This is a genomic window from Sphingomonas zeae, from assembly GCF_014197135.1.
GTDB classification, from domain to species: domain Bacteria; phylum Pseudomonadota; class Alphaproteobacteria; order Sphingomonadales; family Sphingomonadaceae; genus Sphingomonas; species Sphingomonas zeae.
Window position 1 is genome coordinate 1 of sequence record NZ_JACIFA010000006.1, and the last position, 14,917, is coordinate 14,917.

The 14,917-nt window shown below is 65.6% G+C and carries 18 protein-coding genes, 1 tRNA gene and 1 pseudogene; 12 read left to right on the plus strand and 8 right to left on the minus strand.

The annotated features are described in order from the left end of the window. Nucleotides 1–123: 123 nt before the first annotated feature. From GGR45_RS09945 to GGR45_RS20005, 3 genes and pseudogenes are all read left to right on the plus strand, one after another. Complete coding sequence (locus GGR45_RS09945) at nt 124–369, plus strand: hypothetical protein (protein WP_175310933.1); 246 nt, start codon at nt 124–126, stop codon at nt 367–369. 405 nt (nt 370–774) lie between these two features. Next, the gene (locus GGR45_RS19825; protein ID WP_281394124.1) at nt 775–909 is read left to right on the plus strand and encodes a hypothetical protein; all 135 of its coding nucleotides are present in this window, start codon (nt 775–777) and stop codon (nt 907–909) included. After that, nucleotides 906–1,931: pseudogene (locus GGR45_RS20005) on the plus strand (recombinase family protein); the annotation flags it as partial. The gene GGR45_RS19825 and the pseudogene GGR45_RS20005, both read left to right, overlap by 4 nt. Before the next feature lie 51 nt (nt 1,932–1,982). Here the strand turns inward: GGR45_RS20005 and GGR45_RS09960 are convergent. From GGR45_RS09960 to GGR45_RS09975, 4 genes are all read right to left on the minus strand, one after another. Next, complete coding sequence (locus GGR45_RS09960; protein ID WP_175310934.1) at nt 1,983–2,528, minus strand: hypothetical protein; 546 nt, start codon at nt 2,526–2,528, stop codon at nt 1,983–1,985. Then, nucleotides 2,499–2,583: transfer RNA gene (locus tag GGR45_RS09965), tRNA-Leu, on the minus strand. Before GGR45_RS09965 ends, GGR45_RS09960 begins: the two co-directional genes overlap by 30 nt. A gap of 57 nt (nt 2,584–2,640) precedes the next feature. Beyond that, nucleotides 2,641–2,934 carry a hypothetical protein gene (locus GGR45_RS09970; protein WP_175310935.1) on the minus strand — a complete coding sequence of 98 codons (294 nt, stop codon included), beginning with the start codon at nt 2,932–2,934 and terminating at the stop codon, nt 2,641–2,643. Then, nucleotides 2,934–4,448, minus strand: coding sequence for a YifB family Mg chelatase-like AAA ATPase (locus GGR45_RS09975; protein ID WP_175310936.1), 1,515 nt, complete (start codon nt 4,446–4,448; stop codon nt 2,934–2,936). Before GGR45_RS09975 ends, GGR45_RS09970 begins: the two co-directional genes overlap by 1 nt. 196 nt (nt 4,449–4,644) lie before the next feature. On the opposite strand from GGR45_RS09975, the gene rpmH reads away from it, so the two are divergent. From rpmH to GGR45_RS10005, 6 genes are all read left to right on the plus strand, one after another. Continuing rightward, a complete protein-coding gene (gene rpmH, locus GGR45_RS09980) occupies nt 4,645–4,779 on the plus strand; it encodes a 50S ribosomal protein L34 (protein WP_007404632.1) in 135 nt (44 codons plus the stop codon). Between the two features lie 59 nt (nt 4,780–4,838). Further along, nucleotides 4,839–5,225 carry a ribonuclease P protein component gene (gene rnpA, locus GGR45_RS09985; RefSeq protein WP_415640703.1) on the plus strand — a complete coding sequence of 129 codons (387 nt, stop codon included), beginning with the start codon at nt 4,839–4,841 and terminating at the stop codon, nt 5,223–5,225. A gap of 2 nt (nt 5,226–5,227) precedes the next feature. Next, nucleotides 5,228–5,440 (plus strand): membrane protein insertion efficiency factor YidD, encoded by a 213-nt coding sequence (yidD, locus tag GGR45_RS09990; protein ID WP_285139263.1) that lies wholly within the window; start codon nt 5,228–5,230, stop codon nt 5,438–5,440. An 18-nt stretch (nt 5,441–5,458) separates the two neighbouring features. Continuing rightward, nucleotides 5,459–7,156, plus strand: a complete 1,698-nt coding sequence (gene yidC, locus GGR45_RS09995; protein ID WP_175310937.1) for a membrane protein insertase YidC — start codon at nt 5,459–5,461, stop codon at nt 7,154–7,156. Beyond that, on the plus strand, nt 7,153–7,827 hold the full coding sequence (gene yihA / locus GGR45_RS10000) for a ribosome biogenesis GTP-binding protein YihA/YsxC (protein WP_175310938.1): 675 nt from the start codon (nt 7,153–7,155) through the stop codon (nt 7,825–7,827). Before yidC ends, yihA begins: the two co-directional genes overlap by 4 nt. A 99-nt stretch (nt 7,828–7,926) precedes the next feature. Next, nucleotides 7,927–8,589 (plus strand): glutathione S-transferase, encoded by a 663-nt coding sequence (locus tag GGR45_RS10005; protein WP_175310939.1) that lies wholly within the window; start codon nt 7,927–7,929, stop codon nt 8,587–8,589. An 18-nt stretch (nt 8,590–8,607) separates the two neighbouring features. On the opposite strand, the gene GGR45_RS10010 is transcribed toward GGR45_RS10005, so the two are convergent. Beyond that, nucleotides 8,608–8,790: a hypothetical protein gene (locus tag GGR45_RS10010; RefSeq protein ID WP_175310940.1), complete on the minus strand. Its 183-nt coding sequence runs from the start codon at nt 8,788–8,790 to the stop codon at nt 8,608–8,610. A gap of 140 nt (nt 8,791–8,930) precedes the next feature. Between GGR45_RS10010 and dapE the strand changes: the two genes are divergently transcribed. Continuing rightward, a complete protein-coding gene (gene dapE / locus GGR45_RS10015; protein ID WP_175310941.1) occupies nt 8,931–10,046 on the plus strand; it encodes a succinyl-diaminopimelate desuccinylase in 1,116 nt (371 codons plus the stop codon). Here the strand turns inward: dapE and GGR45_RS10020 are convergent. Genes GGR45_RS10020 through GGR45_RS10030 form a run of 3 tightly spaced genes read right to left on the minus strand, consistent with a single transcriptional unit; the run spans nt 10,024 to nt 12,626 of the window. Then, nucleotides 10,024–10,551, minus strand: coding sequence for a Smr/MutS family protein (locus tag GGR45_RS10020; protein ID WP_175310997.1), 528 nt, complete (start codon nt 10,549–10,551; stop codon nt 10,024–10,026). The two genes, dapE and GGR45_RS10020, sit on opposite strands and share 23 nt — an antisense overlap. Before the next feature lie 25 nt (nt 10,552–10,576). Continuing rightward, nucleotides 10,577–11,947, minus strand: coding sequence for a murein transglycosylase A (gene mltA / locus GGR45_RS10025; RefSeq protein WP_175310942.1), 1,371 nt, complete (start codon nt 11,945–11,947; stop codon nt 10,577–10,579). A 25-nt stretch (nt 11,948–11,972) separates the two neighbouring features. Continuing rightward, nucleotides 11,973–12,626, minus strand: a complete 654-nt coding sequence (locus GGR45_RS10030; protein ID WP_175310943.1) for a Tim44/TimA family putative adaptor protein — start codon at nt 12,624–12,626, stop codon at nt 11,973–11,975. A 186-nt stretch (nt 12,627–12,812) separates the two neighbouring features. Here GGR45_RS10030 and secB point away from each other — a divergent pair, with 186 nt between their 5' ends. Both secB and murJ read left to right on the plus strand, forming a co-directional pair. Beyond that, nucleotides 12,813–13,319: a protein-export chaperone SecB gene (gene secB, locus GGR45_RS10035; protein WP_042490310.1), complete on the plus strand. Its 507-nt coding sequence runs from the start codon at nt 12,813–12,815 to the stop codon at nt 13,317–13,319. 13 nt (nt 13,320–13,332) lie between these two features. Beyond that, complete coding sequence (gene murJ / locus GGR45_RS10040) at nt 13,333–14,910, plus strand: murein biosynthesis integral membrane protein MurJ (protein ID WP_175310944.1); 1,578 nt, start codon at nt 13,333–13,335, stop codon at nt 14,908–14,910. Nucleotides 14,911–14,917: the final 7 nt, after the last annotated feature.

Here is a 14,917-nt window from a genome sequence, read left to right on the forward strand (position 1 = left end):
ACCCGCTACGATCGGTGCCCAACCGCCTTCTTCTCCGCCGTCGCCCTCGCTGCCACCATCATCTTCTGGCTTTGATCAACGAGTCCTGACCCTAAATATGCTACAGCCACGGCATTTCCAATTGTGATCGATGCTCCCAATCAACAGGGCCAGGACGCAGTGCACCTGCCTCAGATGCTGAAGTTTATCTTTGCGCAGGCGCCGGCTGACGCGCAGGTCATCGTCGCTGTCGAGGAGGCGTCGCAGAGTCTGCCGGCTGATGTAGATATCCGATCCTATGGCGTGCAGCGGCGGCAAGTACTGCGCGAAGCCGAATTCGATGAGGTCAACGAAAGGTTCTCTGTATACATTAAGAAATTAATCCTGTGACACTTTGAATGGCTCATTTCAGCGGCAATCTGGACGCGACCGAAACTTAGTTGTTACATATCGCGCTTCAGCATGTATCGGCACAATCAGCATTCGACCAAACGTGTCCGCCTGACGACTCCGAATCCATTGATGACCGGATTATCCGAACCTGCCCTTTCGAGGCCGGACCGAGAATGGCGGCTTTGTCCCAGCATAAGCTATTCCCGGGTGACAAGTGCGGCTCGCTCAAGCGGCCAATCCCTTCGCACGAACAATTTTCGGGGTAGGTGGACCGCGAACATCTGAGAAGGATGGCACCGCTCGGTCACCATGCCGCCGGCGCCACCTCCTCCTGCGAAAGACGCGATTGATCCACAGGCTGGAGCCGCGTGTTCGCGTGAGGTCATCGTCGAACTACCGCCTATGATCGGGCTTCTGCCCGGTGAGGTCGATCTCATCGCCAGCATGCTTGGCGAGGCCCTGATTGAGCTGTTCAGGGAAGAAGATATGAATGCTGCCGGGCGGCATGAGCATCAATTGCAGGATGAAAATAGATGAGCGAGCCGCTGCGCGCCTATGGGTATGTCCGGGTCAGCAACGACGACGAGGACGGCAACAATGCCAGTATCGCAGCCCAGATCGCCGCGATCAAAGACAAGGCGAAACGCGATGGCGTGCAAGTGGTGGAGATATTCGAGGAACTGAACGTCTCCGGCCGCAAGCTCCGTCGCCCTCAATTCGACACCATGATGGCGAAGGCGACCGCGCCCGAGCGACCAGTGGACATCATCTATGTCCACGCCTTGTCACGCTTTGCCAGGCGGCTGCGGACTCAGGTCAACAGCGAGTACAGGCTCGAACAGGCTTGCGTTCGCCTGATTTCGCTGACCGAAGAATTTGGCGACGATGCCAACGGCCGGCTCATGCGCGGCATGTTCGGCGCCATCAATGAAAAGTATGCCCTCGACGCATCCATCTTCACGCGGCGTGATAGACGCGGAAATGCGCAGTCGGGATACTTCAACGGCGGGCCGGTGCCGTTCGGCTACCAGGCACGCACCGTGGTTGTCGAGGGACGCAAGGAACGCCGCAAACTCTTCATCGTGGAGGAAGAAGCCGCCGTCGTTCGGCTGATCTATGATCTGGCGCGAATCGGCCTCCACGGCACGCCGATGGGCACGCGCGCGATCGCTCAGCATCTCAACGCCTTGGGATACCGGATCCGTGGCCGCGAATTCTTCCACAGCAGCGTCGATGGCATCCTGACCCGCCAACATTACGGCGGCCAATATCTCGATCGAACGGCTGACAGCAAAGGTCGAAAGCCTTCGATCGACGAGAGCATTATAGTGCCTTGTCCGGAGATCGTCCCACCCAAGATCATCGCGGAGGTCGCGGCTCGTCGTGCGAGGGCTGCTCCCAAGGTGACGCCGCCGCGCGTCACCAACGGCCCTACGCTGCTGACCGGTATGCTGAAGTGCAAAGCACCCGGCTGCGGAGCCGGTATGACGATCCGCACCGGCGAGTCCGGACAGTATATCTACTATGCCTGCAACGCGAAGCTGACCGGCGGTGCCGGACGCTGTGAGACGCGTGCGATCCGACAGGACGAGTTGGACAGCATCGTCCTGTCAGTCCTGACGGATCGTATCCTTCAGCGCGATCGGCTCCTCGAATTGTTGCAGGCCGTACTCGAGAAATCCGATACGGCGGATGCGCAGCGGCACCAGGATCTCGATCGTGTCAGGCGGGAGAAAGTCAAAGCGGAAAAGCGCATACGAAGGTTGCTGGAACTGCTCGAGGAGGGTCTGATGTCGCCCAAGGACCCGCAGTTCGCCGAGCGGCTCACCCAGCACCGCCAGAACGTCGCGCAACTGGGCGCCAGCGCGCGCAGCTTGACGCTCCAGCTTGAACGAGGACCGCAGCGCATCAGCGAGGAAACGATCGCCAAATTCGGCAATCTGATCAGCGAGCAACTGAGAGGCGGAAACCCGGCGCTGCGAAAAGCCTATGTCCGGCTGCTGATCGACAATGTCCGCGTGGACAACCAAACCATCCACATCCAGGGCAGCAAAGCGGCGCTGGAAAGCGCGGTCGTGCGGGACGGCGATGCCGCCATATCCATGGTGCCCGGTTTTGACCGGAAGTGGTGCCCCTGGCCGGACTCGAACCAGCATGCCTTTCGGCGTTCGATTTTGAGTCGAATGCGTCTACCAATTTCGCCACAGGGGCAGCGAAGTCGCGCTGCTAGACGAGGGTGACGGCGTACGCAAGTGCCGATTGCCGGGCTCAAGGGCAATCATGGGTGGCAACGCAGACGAAGACCACCAGAGTATAGAGCAGGCTCAGGATGACGGCGGTCAGGTAAAGCGGGAGGATCAGACCCTTGGTTCTGCGGCGCAGGGGCAGCATCGACAGGCCGGTAAGGCCGGGAACACTCGCCAGTGCGGGAAGGCCATAGAGTAGCGGACCACGGACACCCGACGCGACAGGATCGGACCAGAGGATGGCCAGCCACGTCAGCGGCGGTCCGACCCCCATCAACAGCATCGGGGCGATCCAGCGTATTGCCTTGCGCGCCATCAATTCACCGGCGGTCGCTGGCGATAGCTCAGCGCCTCGGCGATATGGATGCGCCCGACCTGCCCTGCCCCCGCCAGATCGGCGATGGTGCGCGCCACGCGCAGGACGCGGGTATAGCCGCGCGCGGTCACGCGCATCCGCTCTGCCGCTTCCACCAGCAGGGCGCGGCCTGGCTCATCCGGGGTAGCGAAGCGTTCCAGCCACTGGCCGTCCGCTTCGGCATTGGTCCGCACCGTCACGGTCGCCTCCCGATAGCGCTCGGCCTGAAGCCTTCGCGCCGCCGCCACCCGTGCGGCCACCGTGGCGGACGATTCGGCGGCGGCAGGTGCGAACAGATCGACCGCACGAACCGGCTGGACCTCGACCGACAGATCGATTCGGTCGAGCAACGGCCCTGAGATCTTCGCTTGATAATCCGCCGCACAGCGCGGCGCACGGGCACAGGCCAGCGCCGCGTCCCCCAGATGACCACAGCGGCAAGGGTTCATCGCCGCGACCAGCTGCACCCGCGCCGGGAAGGTCACATGCGCATTGGCCCGGGCGATGCTGACCGTGCCGGTCTCCAGCGGCTGGCGAAGCGAATCAAGCACGGCGCGCTGGAACTCGGGCAATTCGTCGAGGAACAGGACACCCAGATGCGCAAGGCTCACCTCGCCCGGTTTGGCCTTCAACCCGCCGCCAGTCAGCGCCGCCATCGAGGCCGAGTGATGCGGCGCGCGGAACGGGCGGGTGCGGGTCAGCCGTCCTCCGGCCAGGGTTCCCGCAACCGACTGGACCATCGACACCTCCAACGCCTCGGCCGCGTCGAGCGGGGGGAGAATTCCGGGGAGGCAGGCCGCCATCAGCGACTTGCCCGACCCCGGAGGACCGCTCATCAGCAGATTATGCCCACCGGCCGCGGCGATCTCCAGCGCACGGCGGGCATTTTCCTGGCCCTTGACCTGCGCCAGATCGGGGCCGGGAACGTCCTCCTCAACCAATCCGGCTTCGGGCAATGGCAGTATCGAATGCCCCTTCAGATGGTTGATGAGCGAGAGCAGGTCGGGTGCGGCGATCACCGCGCCGCCGCCCGCCCAGCTTGCTTCGGCGCCTTGCGCGGCGGGGCAGATCAGTCCCTTGTCGAGCGATCCGGCGTGAATCGCGGCCAGCAGCACGCCTGGTGACGGCCCGATCCGTCCGTCCAACGCCAGCTCGCCGACGACGACATGGTCGGCCAACAGCTCGGCATCGACCACCCCCATCGCGGCGAGCAGCGCCAGCGCGATCGGCAGGTCGAAATGCGATCCCTCCTTGGGCAGGTCGGCAGGCGACAGGTTCACCGCGATCCGCTTGGGCGGCAGCGCGAGGCCCATCGCGGCGATCGCGGCGCGCACCCGCTCACGGCTCTCCCCCACCGCCTTATCGGCCAGCCCGACCAGATTGAAGGCGGGCAACCCTGCGATCAGTTGCACCTGAACTTCGACGGCGCGCGCCTCCAGCCCCAGATAGGCCACCGTGGACACGATCGTCGCCATGAGATTCCCCCTATACGGGCTCTCCCCTGCCCGCTTATGCTTCCTGCAAAGGATGACGCCCGACCGCAAGGGGCGACGGATGTACCGGGAGTGCGTACAGCCGATTGACTTGAAAGCCCGCTTTGCGTAAGCGACTTGCCACCAAGGCCGTCCTCGTGGCGGCCGTTTTTATTCAGACGTATCCAAGGAATGAACGATGAAGCGGACCTTTCAGCCGAGCAATCTGGTGCGCGCTCGCCGTCACGGCTTCCGTGCGCGGATGGCGACGCCTGGCGGCCGTGCGGTGATCCGGGCGCGTCGCGCGCGCGGCCGCAAGAAGCTGTCGGCGTAATCACGACGCTGACCCGCCGCCGCGATTTCCTCGCGGCCAATGGCGGGCGCCGCGTGGTGATGCCCGGCTTCGTGCTGCAGGTTCGCCCGCGGGATGACGGTGACGCGGCGATTCGCGTCGGCTTCACCGTCACCAAGAAGATCGGAAACGCGGTCGTTCGCAACCGGATGAAACGCCGGTTGCGGGCGCTCGCGCGCGATCTGTTGCCGGGTAAGGGCATAGCGGGCGCCGACCATGTCCTGATCGGACGGCAAGGCGGTATCGAGCGCGACTATCAGGCGCTCACCGCCGAACTGGCCAAGGCGCTGACCCGCGCCGCCTCGCCCGAGTCCGCCAGCGATCAGCGCCCGCGCGAGCCGCGTGTGCATCATGGTCGCGGCAAGGGGCGATCCCCGCGCGGCGGTGCGCACCGCCAGCCCGCCACACCATCTCAAGAGCCCGCGTGACCGTGTTCGCGCGGGCCTTGATTCTCATCGCGCGGGGCTGGCAACTCGGCCCTTCGCTGATCCTGCCGCCCACTTGTCGCTATCAACCATCCTGTTCGGCCTATGCAATACAGGCCATTGACCGCTATGGCGCGGCCAAAGGGGGCTGGTTGGCGTTCAAGCGCATTGCGCGGTGCCATCCCTGGGGCGGGCACGGACCCGACCCGGTCCCCTGACACTACTGGGGTTTCCACGTGAACCAAGACCGCAAGAATTTCGTCGTGTTCGCGGTGATCGCGGCGCTGATCCTGTTCGGATGGCCGCTCATCCAGAGCAAGTTCTTCCCGAGCAATCCGCCCGCGACCAAGATCGAGGGTGGCAAGCAGGTGCCGGTGGCCAATTCCACCGCCAACCCGACCGCGACGACGCCGACCGCGATTCGCGACCGCAAGGTGGTGCTGGCCGAAACCCCGCGCGTGGCGATCGACACGCCGCGCCTGAAGGGCTCGATCAACCTGAAGGGCGCGCGAATCGATGACCTCGTTCTGCTCGACTATAAGGAAACCGTCGCCAAGGACTCGCCGCCGATCCGCCTGTTGTCGCCGGCGGGCGCGGAAGGCGCCTATTTCGCCGGCTTCGGCTGGCGCACCGATGGGCTGAACCCACCCGCCGCCGATACGGTCTGGACCGCCAGTGCACCCGTGCTGCGCCCCGGCCAGCCGGTCACGCTGACCGCCGCCAACGCGACGGGCCAGCAGTTCCGCATTGTCCTGTCGGTCGACAAGGATTACATGTTCACCGTCCAGCAGACGGTGGCCAATGGCGGCAATGCTCCGGTGCCGGTCGCGGCCTATGGTTATGTGAATCGCGGCATTTCAGCCGATCCGGACACCTGGACGATCCATGTCGGCCCGATGTCGGTCAATAACGGCTCGGCCAATTACGGTCCGAACTGGAAAGACGTGGACAAGGCCCCGACCCGCTTCAGCACGACCGGCGGCTGGCTGGGCTTTACCGACAAATATTGGCTGACCGCCCTGATCCCCGATCAGGCCAAGGCATTTGACGGCCAGTTCCGTGCAGGCGCGGGCCAGACCTATCAGGCCGACGACACGGTTCAGCCGCAGACGCTGGCGCCGGGCAAGCAGTTGACCCAGACCACCCGCTTCTTCGCAGGCGCCAAGGAAGTGGCGCTGCTCGATCGTTACACCGACAAGGAAGGCGCGACAAAGCTCGATTACGCTCTCGACTGGGGCTATCTGCGCGTCCTGGAAAAGCCGATCTTCTATTATCTCGATTGGCTGTTCCGTCTGGTCGGCAATTTCGGCGTCGCGATCATCCTGCTGACCGTCACCATCCGCGCGCTGATGTTCCCGATCGCGCAGCGCCAGTTCGCCTCGATGGCGGCGATGCGCGCGGTGCAGCCCAAGATGAAGGCGCTGCAGGAACGCTACAAGGACGACAAGGTGCGGATGCAGCAGGAGGTCATGGCCCTCTACAAGCAGGAAAAGGTCAATCCGCTGGCGGGCTGTCTGCCGACGCTGATCCAGATCCCGATCTTCTATGCGCTCTACAAAGTGCTGATGCTGACGATCGAAATGCGGCATCAGGGCTTCGTGCTGTGGATCAAGGATCTGTCGGCGCCCGATCCGCTGACCCCGGTCAACCTGTTCGGCCTGCTGCCCTTCGTGCCGCCGCACTTCATTGCGATCGGCGTCGTGCCGATCCTGCTGGGCATCTCGATGTACTTCCAGTTCAAGATGAACCCGCAGCCGATGGACGATGCGCAGAAGCAGGTCTTCGCGATCCTGCCTTGGGTGCTGATGTTCGTGATGGCGCCGTTCGCGGTCGGCCTGCAGGTCTACTGGATCACGACCAACTGCATCTCGATCCTGCAGCAGCGCCTGCTCTACGCCCGTCATCCGGGCCTGAAGCAGCCGGTCGCCAAGTGAGCGAGCTTCCCCCCGCCCTCCCCCCCGAAGAGCCTCAGGGCTTTTCGGAGGAACTGGTCGAGCAGGCGCGCAAGCTGTTCGCCGGGCCGGTCACCTTCCTGAAGTCCGCGCCCGCGCTGAAATTCCTGCCCGATCCGATCGTGCCGGAAGTCGCGGTGGCGGGCCGCTCGAACGTCGGCAAATCGTCGCTGCTCAATGCGCTGACCAACCGCAACGGCCTGGCGCGCACGTCGAACACGCCGGGCCGGACGCAGGAGCTGAACTTCTTCGACGTCGGGACCCCGCCGGTGCTGCGGCTGGTCGACATGCCGGGCTATGGCTTTGCCAAAGCGCCCAAGGACATGGTCAAGCAGTGGCGTTTCCTGGTGAACGATTTCCTGCGCGGACGGCAGGCGTTGAAGCGTGCGCTGGTGCTGATCGACTCGCGCCACGGCATCAAGGAAGTCGATCGCGAAATCCTGGAAATGCTCGACCGTGCGGCGGTCAGCTATCGCATCATCCTGACCAAGGCGGACAAGGTCAAGGCGACCGAACTGGCCGATGTCATCGCCCGCACCGAGATCGAGGCGCGCAAACGTGCCGCCGCCCATCCCGACATTCTCGCCACCTCGAGCGAAGGCGGCATGGGTATCCCCGAACTCCGCGCGGCGGTGCTCGAGGCCATCGGCTGAGTTGCGGAGACAGCGATCGAGAAAGGCCCGTCCGGTTCCACTGGGCGGGCCTTTTTTGTTCGGTTGCGGGGACCCGGCGGGGCGGTTACCCCTTTCCCCATGAAGCTCATCATCGGCAACAAGGCCTATTCCTCCTGGTCGCTGCGCGGCTGGCTCGCATGTCGCCAATCCGGCCTGCCGTTCGAGGAGGTGGTCGTCCCGCTCTATGACTCCGACTGGGACAAGCGGCGCGAGGGCGCGGAGTTCGCGCCGTCATCGGGCAAGGTGCCGATCCTTTGGGACGGTGAGGCCGTGGTCTGGGACAGCCTGGCGATCATCGACTTCCTTGCCGACAAGGTCGGGCGTGATCGCTTCTGGCCCGCCGACGACGCCGCCCGGGCAATGGCGCGATCGATGGCGGCCGAGATGCACTCCAGTTTCGTGGCGCTGCGTCGCAAGCACAGCATGAACATCCGTCAGGTCTATCCCGCGCGCACGCCCGACGAGGATGTGATCGTCGACCTCAAGCGGATGATGGAACTCTGGGCACAGGCGCGGGCACGTTTCGGCGGCGGGGGCGATTTCCTGTTCGGTGCATTCGGCGCAGCCGACATCATGTTCGCACCGGTTGTGACGCGGATCGTCACCTATCAGCTGCCGGTCGCGCGCTTCGCCGTGCCCTATATGGACGCGGTGCTGCGCCATCCCTTCATGCAGGACTGGATCGCTGCCGCACAGGAAGAGGAATGGGTGATCGAGCGGTTCGAGCAGCCGACGATCTGAACGGCCACGCCGCCGAACTTATTGCGTGGCCGGCGGCGTTTCGTTCAGCGGCGCGCGCTGGCTGGTCGCCGGTTCCGCAACCCGGGAGGCAAACGCCCATAGCAAGCCCATCGCGATCAGCAAGGCGATGGCCAACCACATGATCAGGCGCAGGCCGGTCTTGCGGCCCTTGTGATCCAGATCGCGATCCCGCTCGTTCATCGCCCTATTCCTTTCATGAGCGAACACAACGACGTGGGGCGCTTTCGGCTCCCATGGACGACAACATGGATTATGACGTTCAGCCCCACTAGCTCGCGGAGGAATTGCCTGCGCCGATCGGCCTGCCTATGCCGCGCGGCATGACCGATGCCCTCACCCTCACCCAGGCCCTTATCCGCAGCGACAGCGTCACCCCCGCACGCGGTCCGGTGTTCGACGTGCTGGAGGCCGCACTAATCCCGCTGGGCTTCACCGTGGATCGCTTCACGGTCGGCGAGGAGCCCGACGGCCCGGTCGAAAACCTTCTTGCCACGCGTGACGGTACAGGCCCTCATCTGGCCTTTGCGGGCCATGTCGACGTCGTGCCAGCAGGCGATGGCTGGCAGGGGTCGCCCTTTTCCGGCGAGGTGCGCGACGGCCGACTGTTCGGGCGCGGCGCGGTGGACATGAAAGGCGCGGTCGCCGCCTTCGTCGCCGCCATCCCGGCCGAGCCGACCATTCCCCTGTCGCTCATCATCACCGGCGACGAGGAAGGCCCGGCCATCTATGGCACGCGCGCGCTGATCGACCGGATGGCGGAGCGTGGCGTCGCCCCCGACCTCTGCCTGGTCGGCGAGCCGACCTCCGCCCACCGGCTGGGCGACATGATGAAGATCGGACGGCGTGGCTCGGTCAATATCTGGATCACCGTGCCGGGGCGGCAAGGGCATGTCGCCTATCCGCATCTCGCCGACAATCCGATCACGCCGCTGATCGCAATGCTGGCTGAAATCGAGGCGGTGACGCTCGACACCGGCAATGCCTGGTTCCAGCCGTCCAATATCGAGATCACCGACCTGCATGTCGGGAACCCGGCGACCAACGTCATCCCGGGATCGGCACAGGCGCGGCTGTCGATCCGCTTCAACGACGAGCATAGTGGCGCGGCGCTGGTCGAGCGGATCACCGCCATTGCTCACGCCCATGCCCCCGCCGCGCAGGTGACGGGTCGCATCTCGGGCGAGGCGTTCCTGACCCAGCCCGGCGCCTTCTCCGCGATGATCGCCGACGCCATCCGCGCCGAGACAGGGATCGAGCCCGAACTGTCGACCACCGGCGGTACCTCGGACGCGCGCTTCCTGTCGAAACTCTGTCCGACGGTCGAGTTCGGGTTGCTCAACGCGACCATGCACAAGGTCGACGAGGCAGTCGCGGTCGACGATCTCTACGCGCTGACCCGAATCTATGCGGGCGTCATCGCTCGCGCGGGCGCCTGAAGACGATATAGAGCGCGCCCTGCCCGCCATGGCGCGGATGGGCATTACGGATCGCCGCGATCGAATCGGCATGGCGCGACGCGCCCAGCCAGTCGCTGATCGCCGCACGGATCGCGCCGCGCGCATGGGGGCGCTCGCTTTCGGGTCGCGGCGGCTTGCCGGTCACGAGCAACAGCACCCGGTCCCCGCGCGCGATCGCCCGGCCCAGCCCCTGATCGAGCAGCGCGTGCGCCGACGACAGGGTATGGCCATGCAGGTCGAGCGAACTGTCGGGCATGACACTGCCACGCGACAGGCGCTTGTCCCAACCGCCGTCCAGCGTCTCGCCCGGTCCCTTCTTGGCGGCAACAGGCGGCGGCGCGGGCTGACGGAGCGGCGGCACACGGCCCTTCACCCGTACTTTGGGTGCCCCTGGTGTTTCGTGGAATACCGCGTCCATAGTGGGCGGGGGCGGCGCGGGTCGAGCCGGAACGATGGCCGCGCGAAGCGGTCGCACCGTTTCCATCACCCGCGCCCAGAGCTGCGCCTCGTCAGGGTTGAGGGGGCGCACTGACCGTCCCGCTTGGCGCCACGACTCCAGCCCGCGCCAGCGTTCCGACCGGCAGCAGCAGGAAGGCGGTGCCGCGCGCCGACATGCCGCCAGCGACCGCGCGCGCCGTATCCCCCGCACCCCAGAAGGTGTCGAAACGGTTGGAGCCCTTGATCGCGCCGCCGGTATCCTGCGCGACCCACAGGCCGGTTGCGTCCTGCCGGTCCATCGACAGGAACACCGGTGCGCCCAGCGGCACGAATTTGGGGTCCGCCGCCGCGCTGACCTGCCCCGTCACCGCATAGCCCATTGCCCCTTGCGGCGCGCCGTTCAGCTCGCGGAAGAACACGAAGCTCCTGTTCTCGCGCATGATCGCGCGCCCCTCTTCCGGGTGGTCGTGCAGCCAGGCGACGATCCCCTGCATGGAGGTCTGGCCCGGCCCCAGCAGCCCGCGCGCCTTCATCAGCGCGCCGATGCCGGTATAGTCGCGGCCATTCTGGCTGTCATAGCCGACGCGCATGATCCCGCCATCGGGCAGCCGCAGCCGTCCCGACCCCTGGATCTGGAGGAAGAATACTTCGACCGGGTCTGCGCCCCAAGCCAGAACCGGCGCCCGCCCCTCCAGCGAACCCTGCTCGATCGCGGTGCGGTCGTCATAAGGAACGAGGTTGGTGCCCTGCACCTTGCCGCGCACCTTCTTGCCCTTCAGATCGGTCGTGAAGGCGCCGAGATCGACATCGATCAGATCGCGCGGCCGGGCATAGATCGGCACCTCGTAACCTGCGCGCCGCTCGCGCGAGCCCGCAATCTCGGGTTCGTAATAGCCGGTCGCCAATGAGCGGCCGTCGCCGACCTGCACCGCCTCGAAATAGCGGGAGAAGAAATCGCGGGCCTGCCCACGCGGTACGCTGGCGGCGGCTTGGCAGGCGGCTTGCCAATCGGTGCCTTGCGTCAGGCCACTGGCATCGGTGCGGCGCATCAGGCCGGGGCAGGATAACAGGAAAGCGGCACGCGCCGCCTCGGCCTGCGGTTCGGTGATCGGCAGCGAGGCGACCGGCGGTCCGGCCAGCACGCCTGCCTGTGCTGCCGTTGCCGCACCGGGAACGGTCACGACCGGGGTGGCGGGCAAAGGCGTGGCGGCGATGATCCGCACCGGGCCATCGGGCACGCGCGACACACTGGGGCCGCTCGGTTGTACCGAGGAGCCGCTCGGGCGGGGGCGTGGTTGTGGTCGGGGCTGGGGCTGCGCTTGCCCACGCGACGGATAGGCCCCGGACGCACTACCAGCCGCACCGGGCGGAACGATCCGCCCGGCACAGGCCGGCAGGCTGACCGAAAGCGCGACCACGGTCGCGACGCGATACCCCCTCATCGCGGACATTCCCCGTCAGGCCCGATCAGGCTTCGTCGGTGTCGACGAGCTTCCAGTTCGGATCGCCGCTCTTCAGCGTCCGGGCGAAGGTCCAGACGTCATGCGTCTCGACCGCATCGCTCAGCGAACCGGCGATGACATGGCCCTCGGCATCGCGCGTCACGGCGGCGATGTCGGCGTCGAAGCGGACGGTGATCCGCGCCTCACGCCCCTCGACCGTCGCATCGACGATCTTGGCGCTCTCGACCCGGATCAGGCGGTTGTCGAGCCTCTCGCCCGCCTCGCGGCGCTGCTCGATCGCCTCGGCAAAGGCGGCGAGCACATCGCGTTCGACCAGATCGGCCAGCGCGTCCTCATCGCCCTTCCAGAACGCTTCCAGCGTCATGCGATAGGCCGCCTGCGCGCCGTTCAGGAACTGCGCCACGTCGAAGCCGGATTCCCCCGCGATCACCGCGCGCAGGCCTTGCTCGGCCCGCGGTTCGATGTTGCGGTTGGCGACCGGCGCGGACGCCTGCGTAGCCTCGGTCGTGCGAGGCAACGTGACGGGCAAAGGCCGGTCGTCGGCGCTGCGCGCCAGCGGCTGCTGTTCATGGCCGGTGCGCTTGCCCAGCACGCTGTACAGTCGCAGTGCGAGGAAGAGCGCGACCATCGCGAGAAGAACGACGTAGAATAACAACACAAGCGCCTTTCACTATCGTGACCGATATAGGCGCAGCAGCCGACAATGAAAACCCGGCCTCCCGACGAAGAGGGCAAGGTTGAAACCATGCCGACCCGCTGCTACGCGCAACGGCCATATGGCCGAACGCGTGAACATGCCGTTTCGGTTCCTTATCTCCCTTGATCTAACGCAAAGGTTTCGACGATGGACGAACAGGGTTTGCCGCAGGGCTTTGAAGCACCGAACGGCGACGATGCCGGCCCCGCCGCGGGGATGATCTCGCAATATGTGAAGGATCTGTCGTTCGAGAACCCGAATGCGCCCGCCATCTATCAGGCGCAGACCGCGCCCGGCATCGATGTGCAGTTCAACATCTCGGCGGCGCAGGTCGGCGAGGAGGTCCACGAACTGACCCTGAAGATCGAGGTTCGCGCCGAGTCCGAGGGCAAGACCGCCTTCATCGTCGACCTGAGCTATGCGGGGCTGTTCGGTTTCCGCAACGTGCCCGCCGACCAGATCCAGCCCTTCATGCTGGGCGAAGCGCCGCGCCTGCTCTTCCCCTTCGCCCGCCGTGTGCTGGCCGATGCGGTGCGCGACGGCGGCTTCCCGCCCCTGATGCTGGAGCCGATCGATTTCGCGCAGCTGTACCTGCAGCAGGCCGATGCCCAGGCGGGTGCGCAGCCCAATACCCCGGAAACCGGCCACGCCTGATCCGGACTGACAAATGAACCTGACCAAGGCGCTGGGCTCGGTCGGCGGGCTGACTCTGGCCAGCCGCGTGCTTGGTCTGGTTCGCGACTCGCTGTTCTTCCGCTTCGTGGGCGCGAACTTCGCCTCCGACGCGTTCCAGATCGCGTTTCGCCTGCCCAATATGTTCCGCGCCCTCTTTGCGGAGGGCGCCTTTTCCGCCGCCTTCATCCCGATGTTCAACCGCAAGGTGGCGGAGGGCGACAAGGCGGCAGAGGGCTCGGGCCTGGCGAATGGCCTGGCCTTTGCCGAAAACGCGCTATCGGTCCTGCTGCCGATCCTGATCGTCATGACCGCCCTGGTCGAGCTGGCCGCCTGGCCCGTCACTTGGGTTCAGACCTTCGGTTACGGCAAAGGAACGCCTGCGCAGTTCGACTATATCGTCCTGCTCAACCGGCTGACCTTTCCCTATCTGCTGTTCATCAGCCTGGTGTCGCTGTTGGGGGGCATCCTCAATTCGCTGCACCGTTTCTGGGTGAATGCGGCCGCGCCGATTCTGCTCAACCTGACGCTGATCGTCGCGCTGCTGTTCTTCCACACGCATGACCCGATGGCTACCGCGCGCAACCAGGCGGTCGCGGTGACGATCGCGGGTATCCTGCAGTTCGTCTGGCTCTGGTGGGCGTGCCGCCGTGCTGGCGTCCGGCTCCGGCTGAAGCGGCCGGTCATCAACGATGACGTCAAGCGCCTGATGAAGCTGATCCTGCCCGCCGCCGCCGGTGCGGGGGCGGTGCAGATCAACCTCGTCATCTCAACCGCGCTCGCCGCACGCTTCTTGCCTGCGGGCTCCGTGTCGTACATCTATGCCGCCGACCGGCTGAACCAGTTGCCACTGGGGCTGATCGGCATCGGGCTGGGCACCGTCCTCCTCCCCACCGTCTCGCGCCTGCTGGGTGCGGGCAAGGAGGTCGAGGCGATGGAGACGCAGAACCGGGGCATGGAGCTGGCGCTGCTGCTCACCCTCCCCGCCACCGTCGCACTGATCGTCTGTGGGCAGCCGATCGTCGCCGCGCTGTTCGAGCATGGCAAGTTCACCGCGACCAACAGCTATTATACCGCGCAGGCGCTCGCCGCCTTCTCGATCGGGCTGCCCAGCTACATCCTCGTGAAGGTGCTGACCCCCGGCTATTACGCGCGCGCCGATACGCGCACCCCGGTGCGCTTCGCCACCTGGTCGATGCTGGTCAATCTCGTGCTGAACCTGATCTTCATCTGGTGGCTGGGGCATATGGGGCCGCCGCTGGCGACAGCCATCGCCTCGACGGTCAATGTCGTGCTGCTCTATCGCACGCTGGTGCGGCGCGGGCATTTCGTGGCGGACCCACAGTTGCGGCGGCGCAGCTGGCGGATGCTGCTCGCCGCGATCCTGATGGGCGGGGCGATGGCGCTGCTCAACGAACGGTTCCAGCCCTATGTCACCGGCACCAATCTGGAGCGCTGGGGCGCGCTCATCATACTGGTCGCGACGGGTATGCTGGTCTATGCGGTCGCCACCTTCGCGACGGGCGCCTTCCGTCTCGGAGACATCAAGCGGCTCGTTCGCCGCAACAGTTGAGGACCAT

What these genes read in the sequence shown, in the direction of transcription:
- murJ (WP_175310944.1), top strand. Translation starts at nt 13,333, where the DNA reads ATGAACCTGACCAAGGCGCTGGGCTCGGTCGGCGGGCTGACTCTGGCC.
- rnpA (WP_415640703.1), top strand. Translation starts at nt 4,839, where the DNA reads ATGCCCGGCTTCGTGCTGCAGGTTCGCCCGCGGGATGACGGTGACGCG.
- GGR45_RS09970 (WP_175310935.1), bottom strand. Translation starts at nt 2,934, where the DNA reads ATGGCGCGCAAGGCAATACGCTGGATCGCCCCGATGCTGTTGATGGGG.
- secB (WP_042490310.1), top strand. Translation starts at nt 12,813, where the DNA reads ATGGACGAACAGGGTTTGCCGCAGGGCTTTGAAGCACCGAACGGCGAC.
- GGR45_RS09960 (WP_175310934.1), bottom strand. Translation starts at nt 2,528, where the DNA reads ATGCTGGTTCGAGTCCGGCCAGGGGCACCACTTCCGGTCAAAACCGGG.
- GGR45_RS10010 (WP_175310940.1), bottom strand. Translation starts at nt 8,790, where the DNA reads ATGAACGAGCGGGATCGCGATCTGGATCACAAGGGCCGCAAGACCGGC.
- dapE (WP_175310941.1), top strand. Translation starts at nt 8,931, where the DNA reads ATGACCGATGCCCTCACCCTCACCCAGGCCCTTATCCGCAGCGACAGC.
- GGR45_RS10020 (WP_175310997.1), bottom strand. Translation starts at nt 10,551, where the DNA reads ATGGAAACGGTGCGACCGCTTCGCGCGGCCATCGTTCCGGCTCGACCC.
- GGR45_RS19825 (WP_281394124.1), top strand. Translation starts at nt 775, where the DNA reads ATGATCGGGCTTCTGCCCGGTGAGGTCGATCTCATCGCCAGCATGCTT.
- mltA (WP_175310942.1), bottom strand. Translation starts at nt 11,947, where the DNA reads ATGAGGGGGTATCGCGTCGCGACCGTGGTCGCGCTTTCGGTCAGCCTG.
- rpmH (WP_007404632.1), top strand. Translation starts at nt 4,645, where the DNA reads ATGAAGCGGACCTTTCAGCCGAGCAATCTGGTGCGCGCTCGCCGTCAC.
- GGR45_RS09975 (WP_175310936.1), bottom strand. Translation starts at nt 4,448, where the DNA reads ATGGCGACGATCGTGTCCACGGTGGCCTATCTGGGGCTGGAGGCGCGC.
- GGR45_RS10005 (WP_175310939.1), top strand. Translation starts at nt 7,927, where the DNA reads ATGAAGCTCATCATCGGCAACAAGGCCTATTCCTCCTGGTCGCTGCGC.